Below are 24,051 nucleotides of genomic sequence, written 5' to 3' on the forward strand. Positions count from 1 at the left end.
TTCCGCATCCGCGTGGCCGGGGTCCGCAGGCCACCACCTAGAGTCTTCGCATGCTCGAGATCGTCGTGGAGACCGAGAACTGGGAACGGCACGTCCGCCCCACCGCCGAGACCCTCGCCGAGCTGGTCCTGCGCATCGGCGGGGACGGCGACCGGTTCCTGGTCCTGCAACGGGTGCCCGACCTGCCCGGCGTCTTCGCCCAGGTCTGGCACGAGAGCGGTGGCGGCTACGAGGTCGAGCACCGCGACGGCGGCCGGCAGTACCAGACGGCGGCCGACGAACCGCTGGCCGTGGCCGCCGCGCTCACCGGCTGGGCCCGTCAGGAGCCGGGCTGGGACAGCGGGCTGACCTGGTCGCCGCTCGACCTGGCGCCCGTTCCCGAGGCGCCGCCGCTGGACCTGCCCGACGCCGAGCGCACGCAGTTGGAGAACCGCGTCCGCGAGGAGTTGGCCGCCGGGTACGCCTCCCGCGCGCAGCTGGCCGAGCTCGCCGAGGAGTTCCTGGTCGACGACGACGTCCGGCCCGTCTCGCGGGAGCAGGCGTCCGCGCTGGCCGACCGGCTGTGGCTGGAACGGATCGCGGAGCAGCGGACCTGGCAGGGCGAGACCGATCCCGAACGGCTCACCCGCGCGTTCGCCGTGCTGCAGGAGAGCGGGATCACCGCCCGCGAGAACTTCAGCTGCTGCCGCAACTGCGGCCAGACCGAGATCGGTGCCGAGGCCGCGCCCGGCGCGCGCGGGTTCGTCTACTTCCACAGCCAGTGCACGGAATCCGCCGCCGCGGGGCACGGGCTCACGCTGCTCTACGGCGGGTTCGACGGGTCGGCCGAGACCACCGCGGCCATCGGTCAGGAGGTCGTCGCCGCGGTCGAGGCGGCGGGACTGCCCGTCGTGTGGAACGGCGATCCCGGACGCTCGATCTCCGTCACACCACTGGACTGGCGTCGTCGGCTGGTGGGATAGCGAAGCGGGCGGTCAAGTCGTTCGAGATCTCGTAGAGGCGCACGAGGAACGTGCGCTCGTCGAGCTTCTTGCGCCGCAGCCAGCCCGTCACCTCGGCGTTGCACTTGCTGGCGTTGCAGGAACCGCACGCGGGCACGACGTTGGCGAGCGTGTAGCGGCCGCCGCGGGAGAGGGCCTGCACGCAGTCCTTTTGCAACGAACCGGAAGGTGCTGTGCAGTAGGCACATCCGCCCCACGCGATCTTGATCGCGTCCCACTGCGCGTCCGTCAGGTCGTTGACGGCGCGAGCCATGCGCTTCTTGCGCTTGCGCGCGGCGCGAACCTGTTTGCTACCACCGGTGGGCACGATCGCCGAGCCTAGCGAACCTCACGGAACTCGCCGTGCCGACCGGCTCCACCCGCGAACCGCGCCGCACCCGCCACCCCTTCCCGTGCCACGATCGGCACACCGGCGACCCCTTCCGCCCGCAACGCCTCCGCCAGCCCCAGGTCGAGCCCCGCGTAGGTCGACGCCCGGTCCGCCAGCACGCACTCGAACGGGAACGCGGCGATCTGCTGAGCCAGTTCCACGGCGACCGCCACCGCCTGGCCGGGCTCCACCACCCGGTTCGCCAGACCGATCGCGAGCGCCTCGTCCGCCGCGACGGGACGACCGGTCAGGATCAGGTCCAGTGCCCGCCCGAGCCCCACGACCCGGGGCAGCCGCGCGGTGCCGCCGTCGATCAACGGCACGCCCCACCGCCGGCAGAACACCCCGAACACAGCGTCGCTCTCCACCACCCGCAGGTCGGCCAGCAGCGCGAGCTCCAGGCCACCGGCCACCGCGTACCCGCTGACGGCGGCGATCAACGGCTTCCGCAGCGACAACCGGGTCGGTCCCATGGGACCGTCACCGGCCGGGTCCAGCGAGTTGCGCCGGGCCGGATCACCGACCGACGTCAGGTCCGCGCCCGCGCAGAACGTCCCGCCCTCGCCGGTGAGCACCGCCACCCGTTGCGACGGGTCCTCCTCGAACGCCAGGAACGCGTCCAGCAGCTCGGCAGCCATCGGCCCGTCGACCGCGTTGCGCCGGTCCGGGCGGTTCATCCGGATCACCGTCACCACGCCGACGGTCTCCACCAGCACGTCCAATGTGACCTCCGTGATCACCAGTGGCGTTCGGGCCGCCGCTGTCGTCTACTGACACGATGCCAATCGTCTCTCCCGGTTTCACGGGGCGACGCCAGTCGCCGGAAGTGCGGCTGCCGCCAGGGCAGTACCTGGCGGAGGACTTCCCGGTCCTCACCGCGGGCCCGACGCCGCGCGTCACGACCGACCGGTGGCAGTTCACGATCAACACCGAGGCCGGTCAGCGGTACGACTGGTCGTGGCAGCAGCTGATCGAGCTGCCCGCGGAGAAGATCACGACGGACATCCACTGCGTCACCAAGTGGTCCAAGCTCGGCACGCGCTGGAAGGGCGTCTCGCTGGACGTGCTGCTGGAGGACGTCGAGACGGCGGCCGACTTCGCGCTCGTGCAGTCCTACGGCGGCTACACCACGAACCTGCCGCTGGAGGACCTCGTCGACGGCCAGGCGTGGATCGCCTACCGCTACGACGGCGACGAGCTCACGCCCGAGCACGGCGGCCCCGCGCGGTTGCTGGTGCCGCACCTGTACTTCTGGAAGTCGGCCAAGTGGGTCCGCGGGATCCAGTTGCTGCTGGAGGACGAACCCGGCTTCTGGGAGAGCGCGGGCTACCACGACTACGGAGACCCATGGCGCGAGCAGCGGTATCAGGGCGACTGACCTGGCGGGTGGCCGAGCTGGCGGAGGCCGTCGACCTCACGAAGAGCGCGCGCGGCCTGGTGTTCGACGTGCCCGGCTGGCCCGGTCACCTCCCCGGTCAGCACGTCGACGTGAAGCTGACCGCCGAGGACGGCTACTCGGTGCAGCGCAGCTACTCGATCTCCTCCGCGCCGGACGGGGAGCGGTTCGAGCTGAGCGTCCAGCGGGTCGCGGACGGCGAGGTGTCGCCGTACCTGTGCGACGTGCTCAAGCCGGGCGATCAGATCGAGCTGCGCGGGCCCGTGGGCGGCTGGTTCGTGTGGCGCCCGACCGACCAGGCACCGGTGACGCTCGTGGCGGGCGGGTCGGGCATCGCGCCGCTGATGGCGATGATCCGCACGCGGGCGGCGGAGGGCAGCCGCGTGCCGTTCCGGCTGATCTACTCGGTCCGCACGCCCGAGGACGTGTACTACGCCGACGAGCTGCGCCGCCGCGCCCGCGAGGACAACGGCCTCGACGTCCACCTCGTCCACACCCGCCAGGCACCGGAGGGCGCACCGCCGCCGGCACGCCTGGGCCTCGCCGCGCTCAACACCCACGCCTGGCCCGCAGACTTCGCGCCGAACGTCTTCGTGTGCGGGCCGACCGGCTTCGTCGAGACGGTGTCCGACGTCTTCGTCGCGCTGGGCCACGACCCCCGCCGCGTCCGCACGGAACGCTTCGGCTGAACAGGAGAGCACCGATGAGCCACGTGGACGGCAACGCGCTGGCGGGCGACCTGCGCGAGATCTTCGCGGTCGACCTGACCGCCGCGACCGGGCAGTGCTCGGGCTGCGGGTACAAAGGGTCCGTGGCGAGCCTGCGCGTCTACCGGAACGCTCCCGGCACCGTCGCGCGCTGCCCGCACTGCGAGGAGGTCGTGCTGCGGCTGGTGCGCGGACGTGACCGCGCGTGGCTGGACCTGCGCGGCACGGTGAGCCTGGAGATCCCGCTGCCTTGAGGAGAACGATGAACCTGGCCTGCCAGGCGGTGCTGTTCGACATGGACGGCGTGCTGACCGACTCGACCGTGGCCGCCGAACACGCGTGGACGCAGTGGGCGCACGAGTACGGCGTAGACCCGGAGGACGTCCTGCGCGGCCTGCACGGCCGCCGGGCCACGGACACCGTCCGCATGCACGTGCCGGACTCCGCGCACGCCGAGGCGCTGCGGCGGATCAACGAGATCGAGGTCGCCGACGCCGGTTCGACCGCCGCGATCCCCGGAGCCCGCGAGCTGGTGGACTCGTTGCCGGGCAACTGGGCACTGGTCACGTCGGCCCCGCCCGAGCTGCTCACCGTCCGGCTGGCCACGGTGGGGATCCCGTTGCCGTCGGTGGTCATCAACGGCGACGACGTGACGCGCGGCAAGCCCGACCCCGAGGGCTACCTGAGGGCGGCGCACAAGCTCGGGCTGCCGATCGGCGAGTGCGTGGTCTTCGAGGACAGCGGCAACGGGATCGCCGCGGGGCTGGCCGCCGGGGCCGCCGTGGTCGGTGTCGGTGAGGGCGCGCTGGAGACGCCCGCGCCGGTCGTGGTGCGGGATCTGCGGTCGGCCCGGTGGACCGGTGGCGGCATCGAGGTCTCCGGGGCGCTCAGGTCCGTTTGACCCCACCGGGTCTGGAACACATCCACTTCTCCCGACCCCAGACCGTCATTTCCCGGAAACTTGTCCGGTTTGACATGACTGATACTCCGAACGGCCGTAGCCCGGTTGTTGATTCGTGTGCGTTGATGTGGGGGAGCGCACTTACAACGTTGTAAAACGAAGGGGATCTTCGCCGATGAAGAAAACCGCCCCCGTACTCGTCGCGCTGCTGATGGCGTTGGGCATAACTCCCGCCACGCCGTCCGCAGTCGCCGCCGAGCCCGTGCACGGCCTGAAGGGCGAGTACTTCAGCATGTCGGCACCGGGCGCGCGGGACTTCGCGAACCTGGGCGGCACCGTGCTCGACGCCGACATCAACCAGGGTGACCTGACCGGTGTCTTCGGCTTCCTGAACGGTCGCACCGAACACACGACCGCGCGGTGGACCGGCCAGATCGCGGTGCCGCAGACCGGTGACTACACGTTCCACGCCATCGGCGACAACGGGTTCCGCCTGCTGATCGACGACAAGTCCGTGATCGACCACTGGGTGCCCGACTGGGACCGCGAGCAGACCAGCGCACCGGTCACGCTCACCGCGGGCAAGCAGTACGCCTTCAAGCTGGAGATGTTCCAGGACGTCGGCGGCGCCAACATGTTCCTGCGCTGGTCGAGCGCGAACACGCCCAAGCAGCTCGTGCCCTCCTCGGCGTTCACGCCGCCGTCGGACTTCCAGGTCGTGCCGCGCACGGCGGAGGTCTCCAAGGACGGGCGCACCCTCACCGCGGACTTCGGTGGCCGCGTCACGGGCGTCAGCGACCTCAAGGAACACCTGCGCATCGAGGTCGACGCCACCCCGTTCCCGATCTCGGTCATCACGACGAGCCGGAACAAGGCGACGATCCAGCTGGGTGAGCGGGTCCTGAAGGGCCAGCGGGTCCGGATCTACTACGACGGCGCGGGCGCGCTCGCGGTCGACGGCCAGAAGGTCGGGAAGACCGCTCGCACGACCGGCAACGTCTCGACCGAACGGCTGCGCACGCCGTGGGGCGAGAAGGTCGACACGCGCAACCCGCTGCCGGAGTACCCGAGGCCGCAGCTGGAACGCGACAAGTGGGTCAACCTCAACGGTCCGTGGGAGTTCGCGGCGGCGAAGGCCGGCGAGCAGCCCGCGTTCGGCAAGAAGCTGCGCGAGAAGGTCATCGTCCCGTACCCGATCGAGTCGCAGCTCTCCGGGCTCGAACGGCACGAGGACCACATGTTCTACCGCAAGACGGTGTCGGTGCCGAACGACTGGCGCATCGGCAACGGCCAGCGGTTGAAGCTCAACTTCGGCGCGGTCGACTACGAGGCCAAGGTCTGGGTGAACGGCAAGCTCGTCGCCGAGCACACCGGCGGTTACACGGCGTTCAGCGCGGACATCACCGACGTGCTCAAGCGCGGTGAGCAGGAGATCGTCGTCGGCGTCACCGACACCACCGGCCCGAACCAGCCCAAGGGCAAGCAGTCGCCCAACCCCAGCGGCATCTTCTACACGCCGTCGTCGGGCATCTGGCAGACGGTGTGGATGGAACCGGTCGCGGACAAGGGCATCGACGAGATCAAGACGACCCCGGACCTCGCGTCCAGCTCGCTCACGGTCAACGTCAAGTCCGCCGGCACCGCGAACGTCACCGCGGTCGCGCGTGACGCCAAGGGCAAGCAGGTCGGCACGGTCACCGGACCGGCGAACTCGAACCTCAAGCTGTCGGTGCCGAACGCCCACCTGTGGACGCCGGACGACCCGTACCTCTACAAGCTCGACATCACGCTCGGCAAGGACAAGGTCAAGAGCTACTTCGGCATGCGCTCCACCGGCATCGCGAACGTCGGCGGCACGCCCAAGCTCACGCTCAACGGCCAGCCGATCTTCAACCTGATGCAGCTCGACCAGGGCTTCTACCCGGACGGCCTGAACACGGCGCCGAGCGACGAGGCGCTGGTCTTCGACCTGAAGGCGCAGAAGGACCTCGGCTTCAACGCGGTCCGCAAGCACATCAAGGCCGAACCCGCCCGCTGGTACTACCACGCGGACCGGCTCGGACTGCTGGTGTGGCAGGACTTCGTGGCCCTGGAGGACGGCAACAACCCCCTCTCGCAGGAGCGGTTCGTCAAGGAGGGCAAGGAGCTGATGCACCAGCTCCAGAACTACCCGTCGATCTACGCCTGGATCGTGTTCAACGAGGGCTGGGGCGAGTGGGACCGCACCGTGACCGGTCAGATCACCGACGAGGTCAAGGCGCTCGACCCGAGCCGCGTCGTCAGCGCCCACAGCGGCGTGAACTGCTGCGCCTCCAAGGGTGACAGCGGCAAGGGCGACGTCATCGACCACCACGACTACAACAACACCGACCCGGCCCGTCCGGACGGCAAGCGCGTCGTGATGGACGGCGAGCACGGCGGCTTCACGCTGCGCACGCCGGGCCACCAGTGGCCGGGCGCCCCGATCGCGATCTACAGCGGCGTGGCGGACAAGGCGGCGTTGACGGCGAAGTACGTCGACAACACCCGCACGTTCTACCTCGGCCAGGCCCGCGCGGAGATGTCCGCGTCGGTCTACACGCAGGTCACCGACCTCGAAGGCGAGCTCAACGGGCTCTGGACCTACGACCGCAAGCGCATCAAGGTCGATCCGGGTCCCGTCCGCGAGATCAACCGGCGCGTGATCGAGGCCGGTGCCAACGCGGGCAAGCCGTACCCGTTCGCGGGCAGCGGCGAGTGGAAGCTCAACGAGACCAAGGGCACCACGGCCAAGGACTCCACGGGCAAGAACCCGCTCACGCTCAGCCCGGCCGGCGCCACCTGGAAGGACGGCGCGCTGGTCTTCAAGAACGGCTCGGCGGACACCTACGGCCCGGTCGTCGACACGACCAAGGACTACACCGTGTCGGCCAGGGTGCGGCTGGACGAACTGCCTGGCAACTACGCCTCGGCCGTGAGCCAGGACGGCAGGGAGCGGGAGAACCCCTTCTACCTGCAGTACGGCCAGGGCGCCTTCGCGTTCAGCACCCCGGGCGGCAACCGCGCCCGGTTCGAGACCACGCCGGAGATCGGGCGCTGGTACGAGCTCAAGGGTGAGCGCAAGGGCAACGAGATCCGGCTCTACGTGGACGGCGCGCTGGTCGCCACGGCCGCGGCCGGACCGGCGATCGAGAGCACCGGCGCGTTCACGGTCGGCCGCGCCAAGTACAACGGTCAGAACGTCGACTTCTGGCCGGGTGCGATCAAGGAGGTCCGCGTCACCTCCTGATCAAGGGAGAACGCTCTCCGGCGTGGTACAACCGTCGCATGAGCAAGGTTGCGCCCACGCTGGAGGACGTCGCGCGAGTCGCTGGAGTGTCTCGCGCGACGGTCTCCCGTGTCGTGAACGGCACGCGGAACGTCGATCCCGACATCCAGGAGACGGTGCGCAACGCGATCGAGCAGACCGGGTACACGCCGAACAGGGCGGCCCGGTCTCTCGTCACCCGCCGCACCGGCACGGTCGCCTTGGTGATCTCCGGTACGGGCGGCGGATCGGACGTCTTCACCGACCCGTTCTTCGGGCGCGTGACGGCAGGCGTGGTCGACTTCCTGCGCGGCCACAGCGTCCACCCCGTGCTCATGCTCGCCGACTCCGACCCGGCGCGGACCGAGGTCGTCGAGTTCCTCAGACAGGGCAGCGCCGACGGCGCGCTGCTGGTCTCGACCCACCCCGACGACCCGTTGCCCGCCAAGCTGGTGGACGCGGGCGTTCCCTCGGTGCTCTACGCGCGGCCCGGCAGGCCGATGCCGATCAGCTACGTCGACATGGACCACCGCGCGGGTGGCAGGATGGCCGCCGACCACCTCGTGACATCCGGGCGCTACAACATCACCACGATCTCCGGCCCGATGGACGTCCTGGCGAGCCAGGACAGGCACGCCGGGTTCCGCGACGCAATGGCCCGCCACGGGTTCCCGTACGTGCCGACCGCCGAGGGCGGGTTCACCGCCGAGAGCGGCGCGGCCGCGATGCACCGGCTGCTCACCGAGTGCCCCGACCTCGACGCCGTGTTCGCCGCCAACGACCTGATGGCCCAGGCGGCCGTGGACGTGCTGCTGGAGCACGGACTGCGCGTGCCCGACGCGGTGGCCGTGGTCGGGTTCGACGACAGCGCGCCCGCGCTCGCGTGCCGGCCGCAGCTCACCACGATCCGGCAGCCGGTGGAGAAGATGGCCGCTCAGATGGCCGACCTGTTGCTCGCTGACCTGGAAAAACCGGGACAACGGCCGAGATCCGTCATCTTCGAACCGGAACTCGTCGTACGGGCCTCCGCCTGATTGACCTGCCCGACACGCGGCGTTAACGTCCCTTGGGAGAGCGCTCTCATGCCCCTGTCCAAGGCTTTCAGCCCTTCCCCTGTCAGGCAGGATCATGGGATCGACCCTGTCCAGGGCCGCCGCGCTCGCCGCTGCCGCTCTGTGTTTGGTGACCACAGTCAGCGCTACTTCCCAAGCGGGTGCCGCCGCGTGCGGTACCTCCAACGTCGCTCTCAACCGCCCTGCGACCGCGTCGTCGACGGAGAACGGTGGGACCCCTGCTTCCGCCGCCGTGGACGGCAATGCCGGTACGCGGTGGTCGTCGCAGTTCTCGGATCCGCAGTGGTTGCAGGTGGATCTGGGGTCCTCACAGCAGATCTGCCGCGTCTCCCTGGCGTGGGAGGGCGCGTACGGCAAGGCGTTCCAGGTCCAGGTGTCGGACACCGCGGCCGCGAACTCCTGGCGTGACGTCCACTCGACCACGACCGGTACCGGTGGCACGCAGTCGCTCGACGTCAGCGGTTCCGGCCGGTACGTGCGGGTGTACGGCACCCAGCGCGGTACCGGCTACGGCTACTCGTTGTGGGAGCTGGGTGTCTACGTCGGCACCCCCGACACGCCGGGTGTCACGCCGACCGATCCGCGCAACCCGGACTTCGGGCCGAACGTGTACGTCTACGGTCCTGGCTCGTCTCAGTCGGAGATGCAGTCGAGGCTGGACTCGATCTCGGCGCAGATGAAGACGAACCAGTTCGGTCCGCAGCGGCATGCGGTGCTGTTCAAGCCGGGCACCTACTACGCCGACGTCAACCTCCGCTTCTACACCCAGATCGCCGGTCTCGGGTTGATGCCGGACGACGTGAACATCAACGGGCACATCCGGGTCGAGGCGGACTGGTTGCAGCAGGGCAACGACCCGAACAACCTGGGCAACGCGACGCAGAACTTCTGGCGTGGTGCGGAGAACCTGTCGGTGACGTTGCCGGCCAACCAGATCGAGCGCTGGGCCGTCTCGCAGGCCACCGCGTACCGGCGGATGCACCTGCGCGGGCAGGCGCACCTGTGGAACGGCTACGACGGCTGGGCCAGCGGTGGCCTGATCGTCGACAGCAAGATCGACGGTGTCGTGGTCTCGGGTTCGCAGCAGCAGTTCCTCACGCGCAACAGCAACCTCGTCAACGGCTGGTCGGGGTCGGTGTGGAACATGGTGTTCGCCGGCACCCAGGGTGCTCCGGCCAACAACTTCCCGAACCCGTCGCACACGACCGTCGACTCCTCGCCGGTGACTCGGGAGAAGCCGTACCTGTACTTCGACAACTCCGGTGAGTACCGGGTCTTCCTGCCCGCGTTGCGGCAGAACTCGCGGGGCACGAGCTGGGAGAACGGCAACCCGGGCTCGTCGGTGTCGCTGGCGGACTTCTTCATCGTCAAGCCCGGCACGCCGGCCGCGACGATCAACGCGGCTCTCACCCAGGGCAAGCACCTGCTGCTCACGCCGGGCATCCACCAGCTCGACGACACGATCCGGATCACCCGCCCGAACACGGTGGTGCTGGGTCTCGGGCTGGCGACGCTCACGCCGACCACGGGCAAGGCCGCGCTCACGACGTCCGATGTGGACGGTGTGAAGCTGGCCGGGTTCCTGGTCGACGCGGGGGTGCAGAACTCCCCGGTGCTGCTGGAGATCGGTGACTCCAGTGCGAACTCGCACGCGGCCAACCCGACGTCGTTGCACGACGTGTACCTGCGCGTCGGTGGCTCTCAGGCAGGCAAGGCGACGGTCAGCATGCGGGTGAACAGCCGCAACACGATCATCGACCACACGTGGGTGTGGCGCGCGGACCACGGTGAAGGCGTGAGCTGGACGGCCAACCCCGGTCAGAACGGTGTCGTCGTCAACGGTGACGACGTGATCGCGTACGGGTTGTTCGTGGAGCACTACCAGCAGCACAACCTGATCTGGAACGGCAACGGCGGCCGCGTCTACCTGTACCAGAACGAGCTGCCGTACGACCCGCCCAACCAGGCAGCCTGGATGAACGGGTCCAAGCGGGGCTGGGCCGGCTACAAGGTCGCCGACACCGTCACGACGCACCAGGCGTTCGGCGTGGGTGTCTACGCCTTCAACCAGGCCGACCCGAGCATCGTCACCGACAACGGCTTCGAGGCGCCGAACCGGTCGGGTGTCCGGTTCACGCACCTCGTGGCGGTGTCGCTCGGCGGGGTCGGCACGATCGCCAACGTCATCAACGGCACGGGTGGTCAGGCGGACCTGGCGAACCAGGTCCGCTACGTCGTGAACTACCCCTGACCCAGCCTGGTGAGCTGATCCTTCCGCGATGACTCGACGGACGCCGCGAACTCCTTGGTCGCGGCGTCCGTTCCGTTCTCCAGCTCGCTGCGGGCGAGCTTGGCGGTCTGGTCCAGGTGCTCGTGGAGCTTCTTGCTCAGAGCTGACGGATCCGCGCGGATCACCAGCAGGTCCGCCTCCGAGACGAGGCCCGGCATCTGGTGCCCCGCGTGCAGGTTGGTGTCCGGCAGACCGGCCCGGTCGCGCAACTGTCTCAAGTGGACCAGCTCGCTCTCGTGCGACGCCTTCAGGTCCGCGGCGAACCCGGCGAGTGCGGGCGGGGCGGCCTCCAGCGCGGGCAGCAGCTGCTCGTTCATCGGGATCATCAGCTGCACCCACGCCGTGTCCGTGGCGTTGAACGGCGAGACCTGCTGCTGCGGTGGCGGGGGAGCGGGCGCGGCACAAGCCGCCAGCAGCACCAGCGCGGAAACACCCCAGGGCACGCGCCGCCCTGGGGTGCATGAGGCGAGGAACCTCACCGCGGCAACCGGTAGTCCGGTCCGAGTGCTGCGCCTCGATTCGGCTTGTACAGGTCGAACCCGCGCGGGTCGCACTGCAGCCCGCCGTTGATGCAGTGCCGGACGAGCGCGGCCTGGGTCGGTGCGTCCCAGGCGTTCATGAAGTCGTAGTGCCAGGTGTAGCCGCGTCCGCTGGAGAGCCGCACGCGGGACATGTCCCCGGACACCGGGAACGCCATCTTGAACTCGATCATCGGCACCGCGACCGGGTGGCTCGACGGGCAGACCAGCGTCGCGCGGTCCGGGTAGGCCATGTGCGACTTGTGGTCGGCCGAGTCGAGGTCACGGCCGTTCCAGCAGCTCGGGGCCTGGTAGCGGACGTTGAGCTGGCTGCCCGGCGTGCAGTACGCCGGGATGTCCCAGTTGTGGAAGCTGTCGCCGCACTCCCAGCCCTCGACCGCGCCGGGCGCGGTGCGGAACTGCTCCTGCGTCGCCGTGGGACTGCCGACCACGAACCGCATGCCCGGCGGGAACGGCACGACGTCCTGGTACCTCAGGATGCCGGACTTGTAGTAGATGACCTGCGGGAAGTTCGGCGGCACGATCTGGTCGCCGTTGTAGACCGACGGGAACCAGTACGCCGACTTGTCGTCGGGCGTCCTGCAGTTGGTCTGGGCGGCCTTGAGCGAGTCGTTGGTGCTGCGCGCGTTCGTCGACGGGTTGCCGAGGAACGTGTGCATGTGGGACGCGCCCGCCAGTCCCGGGAAGACGATCGGGTCGTCCGGGAGGTGGGTCGTGACCGAGCAGTTGGCCTGGAACTCGTGGTGCGTGACCAGGTCGTCGGCCTGCGCCGACTGGGACGCCACCACGACCACGGCTGCCACCAGTGCGGCCGCCGTTGCTAGTGCGCTGAGTTTTCGGGACACCTGTGTCCTCCTGCCGACGTGGGAACCGGCTTGGGAGAGCGCTCTCCCAAGTAGCGTCCCGCCATGCCGTGCGAGGTGTCAAGACCGGTTCTTTGACACTTCCGGCGTCTGGTCGTACCGTTCGGCGGCAGGGTTGTGAGAGCGCTCTCCCGTATCTCGCACCCGAGAGCTCGTCCGAAGTGATCAAGTTCCGGCAAGAGGGTGCATTCCACCACCGGATGAGGTGAACGTCGTTCTCAGGCGCCGAAGCCGGTGGCTAGCTTCGGCGTCATGACCGTCGAGCTGGCACTGGGACCGGGATCGAGCACGTGGGAACGCCTGGGGCAATGGCGGTTCCTGCTGGTGATGCACCGGGCGTTGGTGCTGCAGGCCGCGCACCCGGCCGTGGGGGCCGCTGTCGCCGAGTTCTCGGTGTACAACGCACGCCCGTGGCGGCGGTTGTTCCGCACGATCGAAAGCCTCCAGACCTACGTCTACGGCAGTGCCGCCGAACAACGCCGTGAACTGGCCCGCCTCGAACGGCTCCACCGCCGCATGCAGGGCGAGGACGGCTACGGCAGGGCGTTCGACGCGGGCGACACCACGGCCAGGGCCTGGGTGCACCTGACCCTGTTCGAGGCCGTGCTGACCATGCAGAGCCTGGGCGGGGAACCCCTGTCCGCGGAGGAGACGGGCCGCTTCTACGACGAGTGGTGCCGGCTCGGCCGGCGGTTCGGCCTGGGGGAGAACGACCTCCCTGAGACCCCCGACGAGTTCCGCGGCTACTTCGACCGCGTGGTCGCCGAGGTGCTGGAGGACAACCCGACGGTCAGGGACCTGTTGTCGGGCAGCATCTACCGCATCCCGCCGCCGTCCGGCGTGCCGGTCCCGTCCCTGGTGTGGGCGCCGCTGCGCTTCGCGGTGGTCACCGCCGCCGTCCAGGCCACCACCGCCACGCTGCCCGCCGCCTACCGGGACCGCCTGCGGCTGGCCGTGGTGCCCGGTGCCGGCCTCGTGGTCGGCGGACTGCACCAGGCCGTGAGGATCGTCGCTGACCTGCTGCCCAGGTCGTGGCGGTACCTGCCGCTCGCCGCCGCCTCGATCAGGGCCGCCGAGAACCCGTCGCGGGTGGTCGTCCCCGAGTCGTTCTTCGGCACCGTGCTCGACCAGAGCGGCGACGGCGTGCTGCGGTGGAGCGACTTCCTGGCGATGGCCAGGGAGATCAGCACCCACCTGGACCTGGACGAGAAGGACGAGGACGCCGTCCACGAGGCGTTCCACTCCTGGTGGCAGCAGCTCTGCGCGGCCACCCACACCCCGCCGGACGGTTCGGTGACCGACGCCGCGTACGCCGTGGCGCTGGCCGATCGCGCCTACCCCGGCCCGCCCGACCGCTCCCGCGGCCACGGCGCTGTCGCCGCCGTGGTGCGCGGCCTGATCGACCGCGACGGCAACGGCGAGGTCCGCCAGGACGAGTACACCCGGCTGCTCGACCACAGCCCGCGCCGCCACGAGCTCATCGCGGCCATGCGCGAGCTCGACCACGACGGCGACGGCACCATCCGGGGCGACGAGCTGGAGCTGGCGCTGCGCGAGTTCCTCGTCGGCGAACGCGACTTCGAGGCGGCGCGGCACCTGCTCGGCCGGGTCTAGACGACCTCGACGAACACCACCACGCCGTCCGACGGTGCGACGGCGGTGGTGCTGACCAGGTCTCCATTACGCACGTGCCCGTCGCCGCTCACGTCCACGTGCGCGGCGACGCTCAGCACCCCACCGACCCCGTCGAGGTCGAACGGCAGGCGTTGCTCGGCGGTGTGGTCGCGGGAGAACTCGCTGACGTGCTCGGCTCTGGTGACGGCCGGAGCGTCGGCGAGGAGCACGTCGAGCAGCCGCACCCGCAGCACCGCCTGGCCGAACGCGGGCGTGCCGGCGGGGATCACGACGGTCCCGCGCACGTCAGTTCAGCACGGCGAACCGGGCCTCGAAGTCGACCGGGCCGCCGGTGAGGTTGCGGACCTCGATGAAGTACTTGATCAGCCCGGCGGCCTGCCGGTCGACCTGCACCTTCCACTCGACCTGCGCGTCGCCGTCGACCATCGGCCACGTCGGCACCACCATCCACACGACCCGCCAGCTCTCGGGCCAGCTGTGGGTGAACCAGCGGCGCGACGTGCCACCGGGCACCTGTCCTCGGAACTGCACTCCCAGTCGCATCAGATGCCCCCTTCTGGTTCTGCTTCGGGTGCGGGACCGGCGTCCTCGGCCGCGTGGACGGCGTCGGCCGCGGCTTCGTCCTCGGGGCCGGTGGCGGCCACCGGTGCCGCACCACCGTTCTCCGCGGCTTCGAGCGGTTCGGCGACCACCAGGTCGTCGAGCGACGCGGGGGCGGCCCCGCCGTCGAGGTCGGCGCTCATGGCAGCTCCTCTCAGAGTGCGTTCGGCGACCAGCCGAGCACGTCGTAGCGGGCCTCGACGTCGACCGGCCCGCCGGTCAGGTTCGTGACGGAGAGGAAGTACTTGAGCAGCCCGCCGGACTGCCGGGTGACCTGGGTGGTCCACGTGATCTGCGCCGGTCCGTCCACCGCGGGCGCGGTCGGCACCACGGTCCACAGGACGTACCAGTGGGCAGGCCAGCTGTGGGTGAACCAGCGCCTCGTCGCACCGGCCGCGATCGAGCCCGTGAACTGCACGCCGCGGAACACCGCCGCCGGTTCGAGGCCGCTGTACATCGCCCTGACCGCCGCGCAGTCGCCGGGACTGAGCCCGTCGCGCTGGCCGATCTCGACGTTCTGGATCGGCGTCATCGTGTCGCGGCCCGTGTCGATCGCGAACGCCCTGCGCGGGTAGTGCATGATCGAGTGGTAGTCGTACGGGCCGACGTCGTCGCCGTCGGTGATGTGCTGGTTGAAGTTGTGGGCGCTTTGCTGCTGGACGTTCGTGAAGTCGATCGTCACGAAGCTGCCCCGGTCCTCACGGCTCTGCTCGTGCCACAACCCGACGCTGTGGCCGATTTCGTGAATGGTCGCGCCGGTCTCGCAGCCGGGTGCCAGGGTGATGTTCTGCTGGTTTCCGCGCATGCCCACGGGAGAACTGCAGCCACCGCCGGGCTGGAATCGGATGAAGTTCCGGTGGTCGGGGTTCGCCGCGTTTCTCGGCACCAGGCGAATGCGCGTGTTGCGTTCCCAGTGCGCGACCGCGTTGTGCACGCGGGCCTGGTTCGGCAGGTTGGGGTCGATCTCGAACGGCACCCGCCCGCCCGGCCAGCGGAACTGCTGACCAGGGATGACGACGCCTTCGGGGTGGAGGTCGCCCTCCTGAACGAGGACGAGCACGATGTCGCCCTCGACCATCGGCTCACCGTCGACCTCGGTGTACAGAACGGCTTTCGCGCCCTGGCCCTGCGTCTCGATCACGCCGGTCCTGATTTCCGGACCTACGCGGAACTGGCCGCTGCCACTCGATTCACTCATCGTGCCTCCCCGTCACTGCGGAAGGCTTTCCAGCCTGATCCTCGAACGGCAGATGCGCCTAGGGTCGAACGCCTCCGTCGCATTCGCGGAATCAATGGAGAGCGCAAACCCCGGCTGTAACGACGAAGCGGTGAAGGGCGACCCCTGGGTCACCGAGAACCGGGCAGCCGGATCGTGACGCGCAGACCCCCGCCCGGCCGGGCCGCGATGTCCAAAGCACCTTCGTGTGCTCGGACGACGCTGTGGACGATCGCCAGCCCGAGGCCCACGCCCGCGTGGTCGTCGGACCGCAGGCGTTCGCCGCGCTGGAACGGCTCGGTGAGCGTCGGCACCAGGTCCGGCGGGAGCTCGCGGCCGGTGTTCTCGACCCGCACGACGCACGCCTGGTGCTGCGGTTCGGTGTGGACGGTCACGGTGCCGCCGGGGACGTTGTGCACGAGGGCGTTCTGGACGAGGTTGGTGACCATCCGCAGCAGCAGTTCCGGGGAGCCGTTGGTGGTGGTCGCCGAGCCGGTGACGCCGAGGGTGATGCCGCGCTTCTCCGCCAGGGGCAACAGGGTCTCGGCCGCTTCCTCGGCGACCAGGGAGAGGTCGACGGGTTCGCGGGTGAACGTGCCGCGTTCGCCGCGGCTGAGCAGCAGCAGCGCTTCGGTGAGGTCGATCGCGCGGCGGCTCGCGACGTGCAGGCGGTCGATCAGTTCGGCGTTGATCCGCGACGGGTCCTGGCGGGCCACGTCGAGCAGCGACTGCGAGATCGCCAGCGGGGTGCGGAGTTCGTGCGAGGCGTTGGCGGCGAACCGGCGTTGCTCGGCGACGTGCGATTCCAGCTTCTCCAGCATCGTGTCGAAGACGTCCGACAGCTCGCGGAACTCGTCGGCCTTGCCGGGCAGGCGGATCCGGTGCGACAACGAGCCCTGCGCGGCCAGCCGTGCCGCGTCCGCGATCCTGTCGAGCGGGGAGAGCATCCGCCCTGCCAGCAGCCAGCCGCCGATCAGGCCGAACGCCACGAGCCCCGCCAGCGCGATCGCGGCGGCGCGGCCGAAGATGCGGGAGAGCAGGTAGCGGTTGGGGCTGGTGAAGAGCAGGCCCTGGTCGTTGTCGGGGACGAACCGCAGCAGGTACCACCACGCCACGGCCAGCAGGACCACGCCGGCCACGACGACGATGCCGGCGTAGCTGAGCGTGAGCTTCAGCCGGGCGCTGAGCCCCGGAGGCCTAGGCATCGATGCGGTAACCGACGCCCGGCACCGTCGTGATGAGCCACGGCTCGCCGAGTCGCTTGCGCAGCGCCGAGACGGTGATGCGGACGGCGTTGGTGAACGGGTCGGCGTTCTCGTCCCACGCCCGTTCCAGCAGCTCCTCGGCGCTGACGACCCCGCCCTGCGCCCCGACCAGCACCTCCAGCACCGCGAACTGCTTGCGGGTCAGCGCCACGTACTGCCCGTCGCGGAACACCTCGCGCCGGAACGGGTCGAGGCGCAGGCCGCCGATCTCGCTGACGGGTGGCCGCGCGTACGTTCGCCGGCGGGCCAGCGCCCGCAGCCGCAGCACCAGCTCCCGCAGTTCGAACGGCTTGGTGAGGTAGTCGTCGGCGCCGAGGCCGAACCCGGACGCCTTGTCGTCGATCCGGTCGGCGGCGGTGAGCATCAGGATCGGCATCCCGCTGCCGGACGCGACGATCCGGCGCGCGACCTCGTCCCCGGACGGGCCGGGGACGTCCCGGTCGAGCACCGCGATGTCGTAGGAGTTGACGCTCAGCAGCTCCAGCGCCGTGTCGCCGTCCCCGGCGATGTCCGCGGCGATCGCCTCCAGCCGCAGTCCGTCGCGGACGGCCTCGGCCAGGTGCGGCTCGTCCTCCACGATCAGCACGCGCATACCGTCACCCTAGGCAGGTCGGGAGACCGCGACCAGTTGCCGGTCCGGCACCACCGCGGGCCTCGGACGCCACCACCGCCAGGACAGCAGCGACGCCAGCGCGGCACCGGCGGAGTTGAGCAGCACGTCGTCCACAGAGGACACCCGGTGCAGCATCGTGAACTGCGCGATCTCGATCAACGTCGAGCACGCGCCCGCGACCAGCAGCACCCGCCACACCGACCGCAGCGCCGCGAACCGCAGCGGGCCGAAGAAGCCGAACGCCGCGAACACCAGCACGTTGCCGACGATCTGGCCGAAGTCGCGGTGGGACAGCAGGTCCACGACGTCCGCGAACGGCACCAGGCTCAACTCGGACGACGAGCCCGGCAACAGCAGCAGCCACACCCACGGCAGCGTTCCCCAGAACAGGCCGACGTCGGCGATCGCGGTCCGCCACGGTGCCGGGTGCTTGCCGGACCGCCTGTACAACCCCAGGAGCAGCATCGCCAGCACGGCCACCGGTATCCCCAGCACGCCTCCGACCACGACCCCTGTCTCCGTACCGACCCACTCCTGCCACGTGTTGAGCACGCGTCCACTCAAGACGAACGGACGTTGCCGTGACGTACGCGTTTTTCGATACGCGGACGATAGGTGGAGAATGCGGTGGTGCTGGAGGCGAGGCTGCTTGCGACGGTGTCCCGTCTCGCGGGTCCCGTCCGCGGCGCCGGTGTCGTCCTGATCAGCCTCTTCGGCGCCATCTCGCTGAACTCGCCGCTCGGCTGGGGCCTGTTCGCGCTGGTCGCGGTGAGCACGGTGGCCGACTTCCGGTTCCCCGGTGTGGCGCTGCCCGTCGCGTTCCTGCGGGTCGTCGTGCTGTCGGTGCTGCTCGGCGCCGACGCCGACCAGTGGGTGCTGACGGTCCTCACCACGACGTTGATCACCTGGCAGTGGCAGTGGCCGCTCAGGGTCTCCGTGCCCGCGACGGCCGCGTTGCTGGCCGTGCAGGTGGTGACGACCGGGCCCGGCGTGCTCGTGCGGGCGGTGCTGGAGTCGGTGCTCGCGCGGCTGTCCTACGTGCTGTTGCGCAGGTCGAGCCGCCGGGTCGACGTGCTGAGGGAACGGGCCGCCGAACGGAGCCGGGCGGCCGCCGTCACCCTGGACCAGGGCAGACGGGAGCGGGAGTACCTCGCCCTGCTGCACGACACGGCCGCGGCGACGTTCCTGATGGCCGCGCACGGCGGTGACCCGGCGGAGGTGGCCGCGCAGGCGCGCCGGGACCTGGTGGTGCTGGCCGAGCGGGGCGAGGAGCAGGGGACCGTCGACCTGGGGGCCGCGCTCACGGCCGTGGCGCGCGACAGCGCCGTGGACGTGCGGGTGGAGGCCGAGGTCGTCCGGGTGCCCGCCGGGGTCGCGCTGCAGTTCGTGCGGGCGGCCCGTGAGCTGCTCGCGAACGTCGAACGCCACTCGGGCACCTCGCGGGCCGAGCTGACGGTGCGGCGGGGAGTGGTGGTCGTCATCAGCGACGAAGGCAAGGGGTTCGCGCCGGAGGACGTGCCCGAACACCGGCGGGGACTGCGCGGGTCGGTGGTCGAACGCATCGAGGCGGCGGGCGGCGCCGCGGTGGTCGAGTCGGCGCCGGGACGCGGCACCACCGCACGTCTGGTGTGGCCCGCCCATGACTGACCACGCCGTCTTCACGACGACCCGGCAGATGCTGCTGGTCGTCGTGTTCGCCGTCCAGCTCGTGCTCATGCTGCCCTCTCTCGTCGCGCACCCGCACGGCATCGCTTCGTGGGTCGCCTACGGCCTGCTCACCACCGTGCTGGCGGTCGTCGCGGCACACGTGGCGACCGGAACGCCGACTCCGCCGCTCCTGGCCGTGGCACCGCTCGCCGCGTCGGTGCTGGCGACGACCGCCCTGCCGGCCGGAGGGTCGTTCGGCGATCCCGACTGGGCGTTCGGGCTGGTCGGCTGGTACCTGCTGCTGGTGCTGGTCGAGAAGCCGGCAGCGCTGGTGGTGGCACTGAGCGCGCACATCTGCTTCAGCGTCGCGTGGTTCCTGCACGCCGGGAACGGCGACGTGGGCACGGCCGGGGTCGTGATCCTCAGCGGCACCAGCTTCCAGGTCGGCGTCCTGGTGATCACGCGCGTGCTGCACCGGGACGCCAGGCTCGCCGCGGAGGCCGCCGCCGAGCACGACGCCGCCCGCACCCGCGAAGAGCTTGCCCGGCAACGGGAACAGGACCTGAAGGCGGGCTTCGAGGGCCAGCTGGGCGCGTTGCTGCCGCTGCTCGCGGACCTGGCCGACGAGCAGGTGAGCGTCGCCGACCAGACGACCCGCCTGCGGTGCTCGGTCGCGGCCGTGCAGCTGCGCAGGCTGTTCGCGGAGAACGACGACGTGCCGGACCCGTTGCTGCACGAGCTGACGGCGTGCGTGGACGTCGCTGAACGGCGTGGCGTCGTCGTCTCGCTCGCGGTCAGCGGCACGGCCACAGCGGTGCCGACGGAGGTGCGCCGCGAGCTGGTCGCGCCGATGGCGCAGGCACTGGCCGTCGCGCACGGGCGTGCGAAGGTGAGCCTGCTGCGCACGGCCGACGAGGTGCGCGTCGCGGTGGTCGCCGACGCGCCGGAAACACTTCCGCCACCGGGAAGACCGGTGGCGGTGACGGTCGAGACGAGTGTCCACAGCGGACTGGTGAGAAGTGAGGCGCGATGGCGGACGGCGTGACGGCGGTCCTGGTCGACGACCACCCCGTGGTGCGCGCGGGGGTCGCGCACTGGCTGTCCACGGCGGACGTCGACCTGGTGGCGAGCGGCGAGGACCCGGAGGTCGCCTGGAACGGCCCCGGTGCGGCGGCGGACGTCGTCGTGCTCGACCTGCACCTCGCCGGGGGCACGCCCGCCACGGCCGAGCTCCGCAGACTCGTCGAGGACGGCCGCAGGGTCATCGTGTACTCGATGCGCTCCGACGATGAGATCGCCCTGCAGTGCCTGGAGATCGGCGCGCTGAGCTACCTGACGAAGGCCGAGGGCGCCGATCACCTCGTGCAGGCGGTCAAGGCGGCGGCGCGGGGCCAGTCGTACACTCCGCCGGCGCTCGCGGGCGCGCTGGCGGGGGACAGGTCGGAGACGAGGCCCGCGCTGTCGCCGCGCGAGACCGAGGTCCTGGTCGAGTGGTTCCAGTCCGAGTCGAAGGAGTTCGTGGCGCAACGCCTGAACATCACGCTCAGCACGGTGAACTCCCACCTGGAGCGGATCAGGGTCAAGTACGCGGCGATCGGCAGGCAGGCACCGACGAAGGCCGCGCTGGTCGCGAGGGCGATCCAGGACGGTCTGATCGGCCTCGACGACCTCTGAGCCCGGTGTGTGGTGTGAACGACCGATACCGCCGCTCCTGCATCCGGCCTAACGTCCTGGGCAACCCCAGGTTCCGCAGTCCGAGGAGTTCCGCAGTGACGCACGCCCGTGGCCCCCTGTTCATCGCCGCCGTCGCGACGGCGGGCCTCCTGCTGTCGGCGTGCGGCTCCGAGACCGGTGGCCAGGCCGTCCCCGCCACCGACACGACGACCGAGACCACCAGCACCGCCACCAGCACGAAGGAGACCTCCGCGTCGAAGTCCGCGCCGGTCGTCCCGGCCGGTGGCGACGTCACCGCGCCCGGCTCGAAGCTCAAGGTCGGCGAGCGCGCGGTCATCCCCCTCACGGTCGGCGACAAGAGCGGCACCATCGCCGTCACCGTCACCGCCATCGAGGCGGGCGCGAAGGAGGACCTGGCGAAGTTCGGCGACAAGGCCAAGAACATCACGCCGTTCTACCTGCGGGCCAAGGTCGAGAACCTCAGCGGCACCGACCTCAGCTTCACCTCGATCGGCCTGCGCGGCGTCGGCGAGGACGGCAAGGGCACCGGCGTGATCATCTCCGGTGACACCCCGAAGTGCGACTCCACCAGCGCCCCCAGGACGTTCAAGGCGGCTGGGGAGACCTACGAGACGTGCGTGCTGAGCGCCGCCCAGGACGGCTCGAAGGTCGCGGGCGCCGAGTACAACCGCGGCGACGACTACGTGAAGACGCCGCTGGTCTGGCAGAGCTGAGCCGCGGGGTACTACGAGGGGTCTCCGCGGCTCCTCTTCCGCTCGTCCTCGGCACCAGGGTCGCCGAGGACGAGCAGGGCTTTCCCGCAGCGCTAGGGTGATCCGTGATCACCACCATCGCGTTCTTGAAGGCTCGTGCCGGTATGAGCAGGGACGAGTTCATCGATTACTACGAGAACCACCACGTGCCGCTGATCCTGAGCATCGGGTCCGGCCCGTTCCACTACGCGCGCAACTACCTGCCGCCCCGCGACGAGCAGGGCTTCCCGGCGGAGTTCGACGCGATCACGCACATGAAGTTCGCCGACGCGGCGACCCGCCGCACCTGGCTCTCGCTCGTCCTGGCGCCCGGTTCCGGGGTCGCCGAGGACGAGGCGCGCTTCCTCGACCGCTCGCGGACCCGGTCCTGGATCGTCGACGAACGGCTCAGCGGCGAGGCTGCACCAGGCCGTTGATGTGCGCGTAAGCCACGGCGTGCACCCGGTCGCGCAGCCCCAGCTTCGACAACACCCGTGAGACGTGCGTCTTCACCGTCTCGTCGCCGACGTGCAGCCGCGCGGCGATCTCGGCGTTGCTGTGGGCCGCCGCCACGAGCTGCAGCACCTCGCGTTCGCGCGCCGTCAGCAGGTCCAGCTCCGGTGGCGTCGGGGGAGGGGCGAGGCTGACGGCGAACCGCGCGATCAGGCGTTGCGTGACGGACGGGTCGATCAACGCGTCACCGCGCGCCGCCACGCGCACCGCCGAGATCAGCTCCTCGGGCGGCAGCGACTTCAGCAGGAACCCGCTGGCACCGGCCTTGAGCGCCCGGTAGACGTACTCGTCGGTGTCGTAGGTCGTGAGCAGCAGGACCTTCGTGCGGTTCGCGGGGTCGGCGAGGATCATCTCCGTCGCGCCGAGGCCGTCCAGCTTGGGCATGCGGATGTCGAGCACGGCCACGTCCGGTCTCAGCCGCGCCACCTCGGCCACCGCCGCCCTGCCGTCGGCGACCTCCGCGACGCAGTGCAGGTCGTCCTGCGTGTCGAAGATCGCGCGCATGCCGGAGCGCAGCATCGCGTGGTCGTCGGCGAGCAGCACCGACAACGTCATGACGCCTCCAGGGGGAACGTGACGGTGGTCCGCCAGGTGCGGCCGTCGGAGTCGAGTCCTGACCGGGTCCTGCCGTCGAACATGCCGGCGCGGTTGCGGATGCCGACCAGGCCGCGGCGCACCGATCCCGAGTCGTCGCCGGGGCCCGCCGTGTTCTCCGACGCGACGGTCAGCGAGTCCGGCGCGTAGTCCAGCGTCACCGTCACGCCGGACTCGTCGCCGTGCCGCAACGCGTTGGTCAGCAGCTCCTGGATGATCCGGTAGACCGTGACGTCCAACGACTCCGGCAGGTCGCGGCACTGCCCGCGCACCTCCAGCCGGGCCGGGATGCCCGCCGCCCGCACGCCGTCGAGCAGTTCGTCGAGGTTGCCGAGCCCCGGCTGCCGCGCGCCCTCCGACTTGTCGCCGTGCAGCAGGTCGAGCAGGTGCCGCAGGTCCACCATGGCCGCGCGGCTGGACGTCTCGACCGCGCGCAACGAGTTCGTGAGCTTCGGGTCGCCGTTCGGGTTGCCGAGCCGGGCGGCGCCGGCGTGCAGGTTGATCGCGCTCACGTGGTGGATGATCACGTCGTGCAGGTCGCGGGCTATCGCGCCGCGCTCCTCGGTGATCGCCTTCGTCACCGCCGCCCTCGCGTCCTTCTCGGCCATCGCCGACCGCTTCTCCAGCTCGGCGAGGTACGCGCGGCGTGCGGTGGTGTAGCGGCCGACGAGCCACGGCAGCAGCGCGCCCTTGGCCGCCACCAGCACGGCGAACAGCAGGTTGTAGTCGTTGAGCAGCATGCAGACCACGAGGCTGGCGGACAGCAGCCCGAGCGCCGCGTACGCCGGTCCGCCGCGCAGCCACGCCCCCGCCCGGTACCCGGCGATCAGCAGGCCCGCGTCGTTGGCGTCGATCCCGTTGTTCATCGAGACGAGGATGATCACCGGGACGGCCGCCTGCGCCGCCGCCACCCAGAGCGACAGCCGCGCGGGACCGGCGAGCATGGCGTCCACGGCCAGCGTCAGGAAGAGCACGATCATGGTCTGTGTGAACGGTTCGCGGTCGAGCAGCACGAACCCGCCGTCGACGACCATGCACACGACGGCGACCAGCGCGGACTGGTGCCTGAGGGGGAACTTGACCGAATCCATCGAGTCGAATCTTGCCGCAAGCCTC

Annotated in this window: 27 protein-coding genes; 14 read left to right on the forward strand and 13 right to left on the reverse strand. The window is 70.3% G+C overall.

Features of this window, described 5'->3' with window-relative positions; genetic code table 11:
- The first annotated feature begins 50 nt into the window (after positions 1-50).
- Positions 51-962, forward strand: coding sequence for a DUF6891 domain-containing protein (locus tag ACFWN2_RS00555; RefSeq protein WP_382423949.1), 912 nt, complete (start codon positions 51-53; stop codon positions 960-962).
- Here ACFWN2_RS00555 and ACFWN2_RS00560 read toward each other — a convergent pair.
- Together ACFWN2_RS00560 and ACFWN2_RS00565 are read right to left on the reverse strand one after the other, a co-directional pair.
- Positions 925-1,308: an HNH endonuclease gene (locus tag ACFWN2_RS00560; protein ID WP_382423950.1), complete on the reverse strand. Its 384-nt coding sequence runs from the start codon at positions 1,306-1,308 to the stop codon at positions 925-927. The genes ACFWN2_RS00555 and ACFWN2_RS00560 overlap by 38 nt on opposite strands.
- Before the next feature lie 11 nt (positions 1,309-1,319).
- The gene (locus ACFWN2_RS00565) at positions 1,320-2,093 is read right to left on the reverse strand and encodes a crotonase/enoyl-CoA hydratase family protein (RefSeq protein WP_382423951.1); all 774 of its coding nucleotides are present in this window, start codon (positions 2,091-2,093) and stop codon (positions 1,320-1,322) included.
- A 56-nt stretch (positions 2,094-2,149) separates the two neighbouring features.
- On the opposite strand from ACFWN2_RS00565, the gene ACFWN2_RS00570 reads away from it, so the two are divergent.
- The 7 genes from ACFWN2_RS00570 to ACFWN2_RS00600 all read left to right on the forward strand — a co-directional run bounded on the left by ACFWN2_RS00570 (position 2,150) and on the right by ACFWN2_RS00600 (position 10,985).
- The gene (locus ACFWN2_RS00570) at positions 2,150-2,749 is read left to right on the forward strand and encodes a sulfite oxidase-like oxidoreductase (protein ID WP_382423952.1); all 600 of its coding nucleotides are present in this window, start codon (positions 2,150-2,152) and stop codon (positions 2,747-2,749) included.
- Positions 2,719-3,456 carry a ferredoxin reductase gene (locus tag ACFWN2_RS00575; protein WP_382423953.1) on the forward strand — a complete coding sequence of 246 codons (738 nt, stop codon included), beginning with the start codon at positions 2,719-2,721 and terminating at the stop codon, positions 3,454-3,456. The genes ACFWN2_RS00570 and ACFWN2_RS00575 overlap by 31 nt, the downstream gene beginning before the upstream one ends.
- A 14-nt stretch (positions 3,457-3,470) precedes the next feature.
- Positions 3,471-3,728, forward strand: coding sequence for a DUF6510 family protein (locus ACFWN2_RS00580; protein WP_382423954.1), 258 nt, complete (start codon positions 3,471-3,473; stop codon positions 3,726-3,728).
- 8 nt (positions 3,729-3,736) lie between these two features.
- On the forward strand, positions 3,737-4,375 hold the full coding sequence (locus ACFWN2_RS00585; RefSeq protein WP_382423955.1) for an HAD-IA family hydrolase: 639 nt from the start codon (positions 3,737-3,739) through the stop codon (positions 4,373-4,375).
- A gap of 175 nt (positions 4,376-4,550) precedes the next feature.
- On the forward strand, positions 4,551-7,643 hold the full coding sequence (locus ACFWN2_RS00590; protein ID WP_382423956.1) for a PA14 domain-containing protein: 3,093 nt from the start codon (positions 4,551-4,553) through the stop codon (positions 7,641-7,643).
- 38 nt (positions 7,644-7,681) lie between these two features.
- Entirely contained in the window at positions 7,682-8,695 is a 1,014-nt protein-coding gene (locus ACFWN2_RS00595) for a LacI family DNA-binding transcriptional regulator (protein WP_382423957.1), read from the forward strand.
- A 94-nt stretch (positions 8,696-8,789) separates the two neighbouring features.
- A complete protein-coding gene (locus ACFWN2_RS00600; RefSeq protein ID WP_382423958.1) occupies positions 8,790-10,985 on the forward strand; it encodes a discoidin domain-containing protein in 2,196 nt (731 codons plus the stop codon).
- On the opposite strand, the gene ACFWN2_RS00605 is transcribed toward ACFWN2_RS00600, so the two are convergent.
- Positions 10,976-11,467 (reverse strand): DUF305 domain-containing protein, encoded by a 492-nt coding sequence (locus ACFWN2_RS00605; protein ID WP_382423959.1) that lies wholly within the window; start codon positions 11,465-11,467, stop codon positions 10,976-10,978. The genes ACFWN2_RS00600 and ACFWN2_RS00605 overlap by 10 nt on opposite strands.
- A gap of 32 nt (positions 11,468-11,499) precedes the next feature.
- A complete protein-coding gene (locus tag ACFWN2_RS00610; RefSeq protein ID WP_382423960.1) occupies positions 11,500-12,408 on the reverse strand; it encodes a DUF1996 domain-containing protein in 909 nt (302 codons plus the stop codon).
- A gap of 270 nt (positions 12,409-12,678) precedes the next feature.
- Between ACFWN2_RS00610 and ACFWN2_RS00615 the strand changes: the two genes are divergently transcribed.
- Complete coding sequence (locus ACFWN2_RS00615; RefSeq protein ID WP_382423961.1) at positions 12,679-14,040, forward strand: oxygenase MpaB family protein; 1,362 nt, start codon at positions 12,679-12,681, stop codon at positions 14,038-14,040.
- On the opposite strand, the gene ACFWN2_RS00620 is transcribed toward ACFWN2_RS00615, so the two are convergent.
- The 7 genes from ACFWN2_RS00620 to ACFWN2_RS00650 all read right to left on the reverse strand — a co-directional run bounded on the left by ACFWN2_RS00620 (position 14,037) and on the right by ACFWN2_RS00650 (position 18,307).
- Positions 14,037-14,345: a hypothetical protein gene (locus ACFWN2_RS00620; RefSeq protein ID WP_382423962.1), complete on the reverse strand. Its 309-nt coding sequence runs from the start codon at positions 14,343-14,345 to the stop codon at positions 14,037-14,039. The genes ACFWN2_RS00615 and ACFWN2_RS00620 overlap by 4 nt on opposite strands.
- A 1-nt stretch (position 14,346) precedes the next feature.
- Entirely contained in the window at positions 14,347-14,604 is a 258-nt protein-coding gene (locus tag ACFWN2_RS00625; protein WP_382423963.1) for a hypothetical protein, read from the reverse strand.
- The gene (locus ACFWN2_RS00630; RefSeq protein ID WP_382423964.1) at positions 14,604-14,804 is read right to left on the reverse strand and encodes a hypothetical protein; all 201 of its coding nucleotides are present in this window, start codon (positions 14,802-14,804) and stop codon (positions 14,604-14,606) included. The genes ACFWN2_RS00625 and ACFWN2_RS00630 overlap by 1 nt, the downstream gene beginning before the upstream one ends.
- 11 nt (positions 14,805-14,815) lie before the next feature.
- The gene (locus ACFWN2_RS00635) at positions 14,816-15,859 is read right to left on the reverse strand and encodes a M12 family metallopeptidase (protein ID WP_382423965.1); all 1,044 of its coding nucleotides are present in this window, start codon (positions 15,857-15,859) and stop codon (positions 14,816-14,818) included.
- Positions 15,860-16,008: 149 nt separating this feature from the next.
- Complete coding sequence (locus ACFWN2_RS00640) at positions 16,009-17,082, reverse strand: sensor histidine kinase (protein ID WP_382423966.1); 1,074 nt, start codon at positions 17,080-17,082, stop codon at positions 16,009-16,011.
- A complete protein-coding gene (locus ACFWN2_RS00645; RefSeq protein ID WP_382423967.1) occupies positions 17,075-17,734 on the reverse strand; it encodes a response regulator transcription factor in 660 nt (219 codons plus the stop codon). Before ACFWN2_RS00645 ends, ACFWN2_RS00640 begins: the two co-directional genes overlap by 8 nt.
- A 9-nt stretch (positions 17,735-17,743) precedes the next feature.
- The gene (locus ACFWN2_RS00650; RefSeq protein WP_382423968.1) at positions 17,744-18,307 is read right to left on the reverse strand and encodes a VanZ family protein; all 564 of its coding nucleotides are present in this window, start codon (positions 18,305-18,307) and stop codon (positions 17,744-17,746) included.
- Between the two features lie 63 nt (positions 18,308-18,370).
- Here ACFWN2_RS00650 and ACFWN2_RS00655 point away from each other — a divergent pair, with 63 nt between their 5' ends.
- The 5 genes from ACFWN2_RS00655 (at position 18,371) to ACFWN2_RS00675 (ending at position 22,265) form a co-directional block, all read left to right on the forward strand.
- Entirely contained in the window at positions 18,371-19,402 is a 1,032-nt protein-coding gene (locus tag ACFWN2_RS00655) for a sensor histidine kinase (protein WP_382423969.1), read from the forward strand.
- A complete protein-coding gene (locus ACFWN2_RS00660; RefSeq protein ID WP_382423970.1) occupies positions 19,395-20,447 on the forward strand; it encodes a hypothetical protein in 1,053 nt (350 codons plus the stop codon). The genes ACFWN2_RS00655 and ACFWN2_RS00660 overlap by 8 nt, the downstream gene beginning before the upstream one ends.
- A complete protein-coding gene (locus ACFWN2_RS00665; protein WP_382423971.1) occupies positions 20,432-21,076 on the forward strand; it encodes a response regulator in 645 nt (214 codons plus the stop codon). The genes ACFWN2_RS00660 and ACFWN2_RS00665 overlap by 16 nt, the downstream gene beginning before the upstream one ends.
- Positions 21,077-21,171: 95 nt before the next feature.
- Positions 21,172-21,810 (forward strand): hypothetical protein, encoded by a 639-nt coding sequence (locus ACFWN2_RS00670; protein ID WP_382423972.1) that lies wholly within the window; start codon positions 21,172-21,174, stop codon positions 21,808-21,810.
- A 104-nt stretch (positions 21,811-21,914) separates the two neighbouring features.
- Positions 21,915-22,265, forward strand: a complete 351-nt coding sequence (locus ACFWN2_RS00675; RefSeq protein WP_382423973.1) for an EthD domain-containing protein — start codon at positions 21,915-21,917, stop codon at positions 22,263-22,265.
- Here the strand turns inward: ACFWN2_RS00675 and ACFWN2_RS00680 are convergent.
- Positions 22,237-22,896: a response regulator gene (locus ACFWN2_RS00680; protein WP_382423974.1), complete on the reverse strand. Its 660-nt coding sequence runs from the start codon at positions 22,894-22,896 to the stop codon at positions 22,237-22,239. The two genes, ACFWN2_RS00675 and ACFWN2_RS00680, sit on opposite strands and share 29 nt — an antisense overlap.
- A complete protein-coding gene (locus ACFWN2_RS00685; protein WP_382423975.1) occupies positions 22,893-24,026 on the reverse strand; it encodes a sensor histidine kinase in 1,134 nt (377 codons plus the stop codon). The genes ACFWN2_RS00680 and ACFWN2_RS00685 overlap by 4 nt, the downstream gene beginning before the upstream one ends.
- Positions 24,027-24,051: the final 25 nt, after the last annotated feature.

Source organism: Lentzea sp. NPDC058436, from assembly GCF_042721515.1.
Classification (GTDB): Bacteria; Actinomycetota; Actinomycetes; order Mycobacteriales; family Pseudonocardiaceae; genus Lentzea.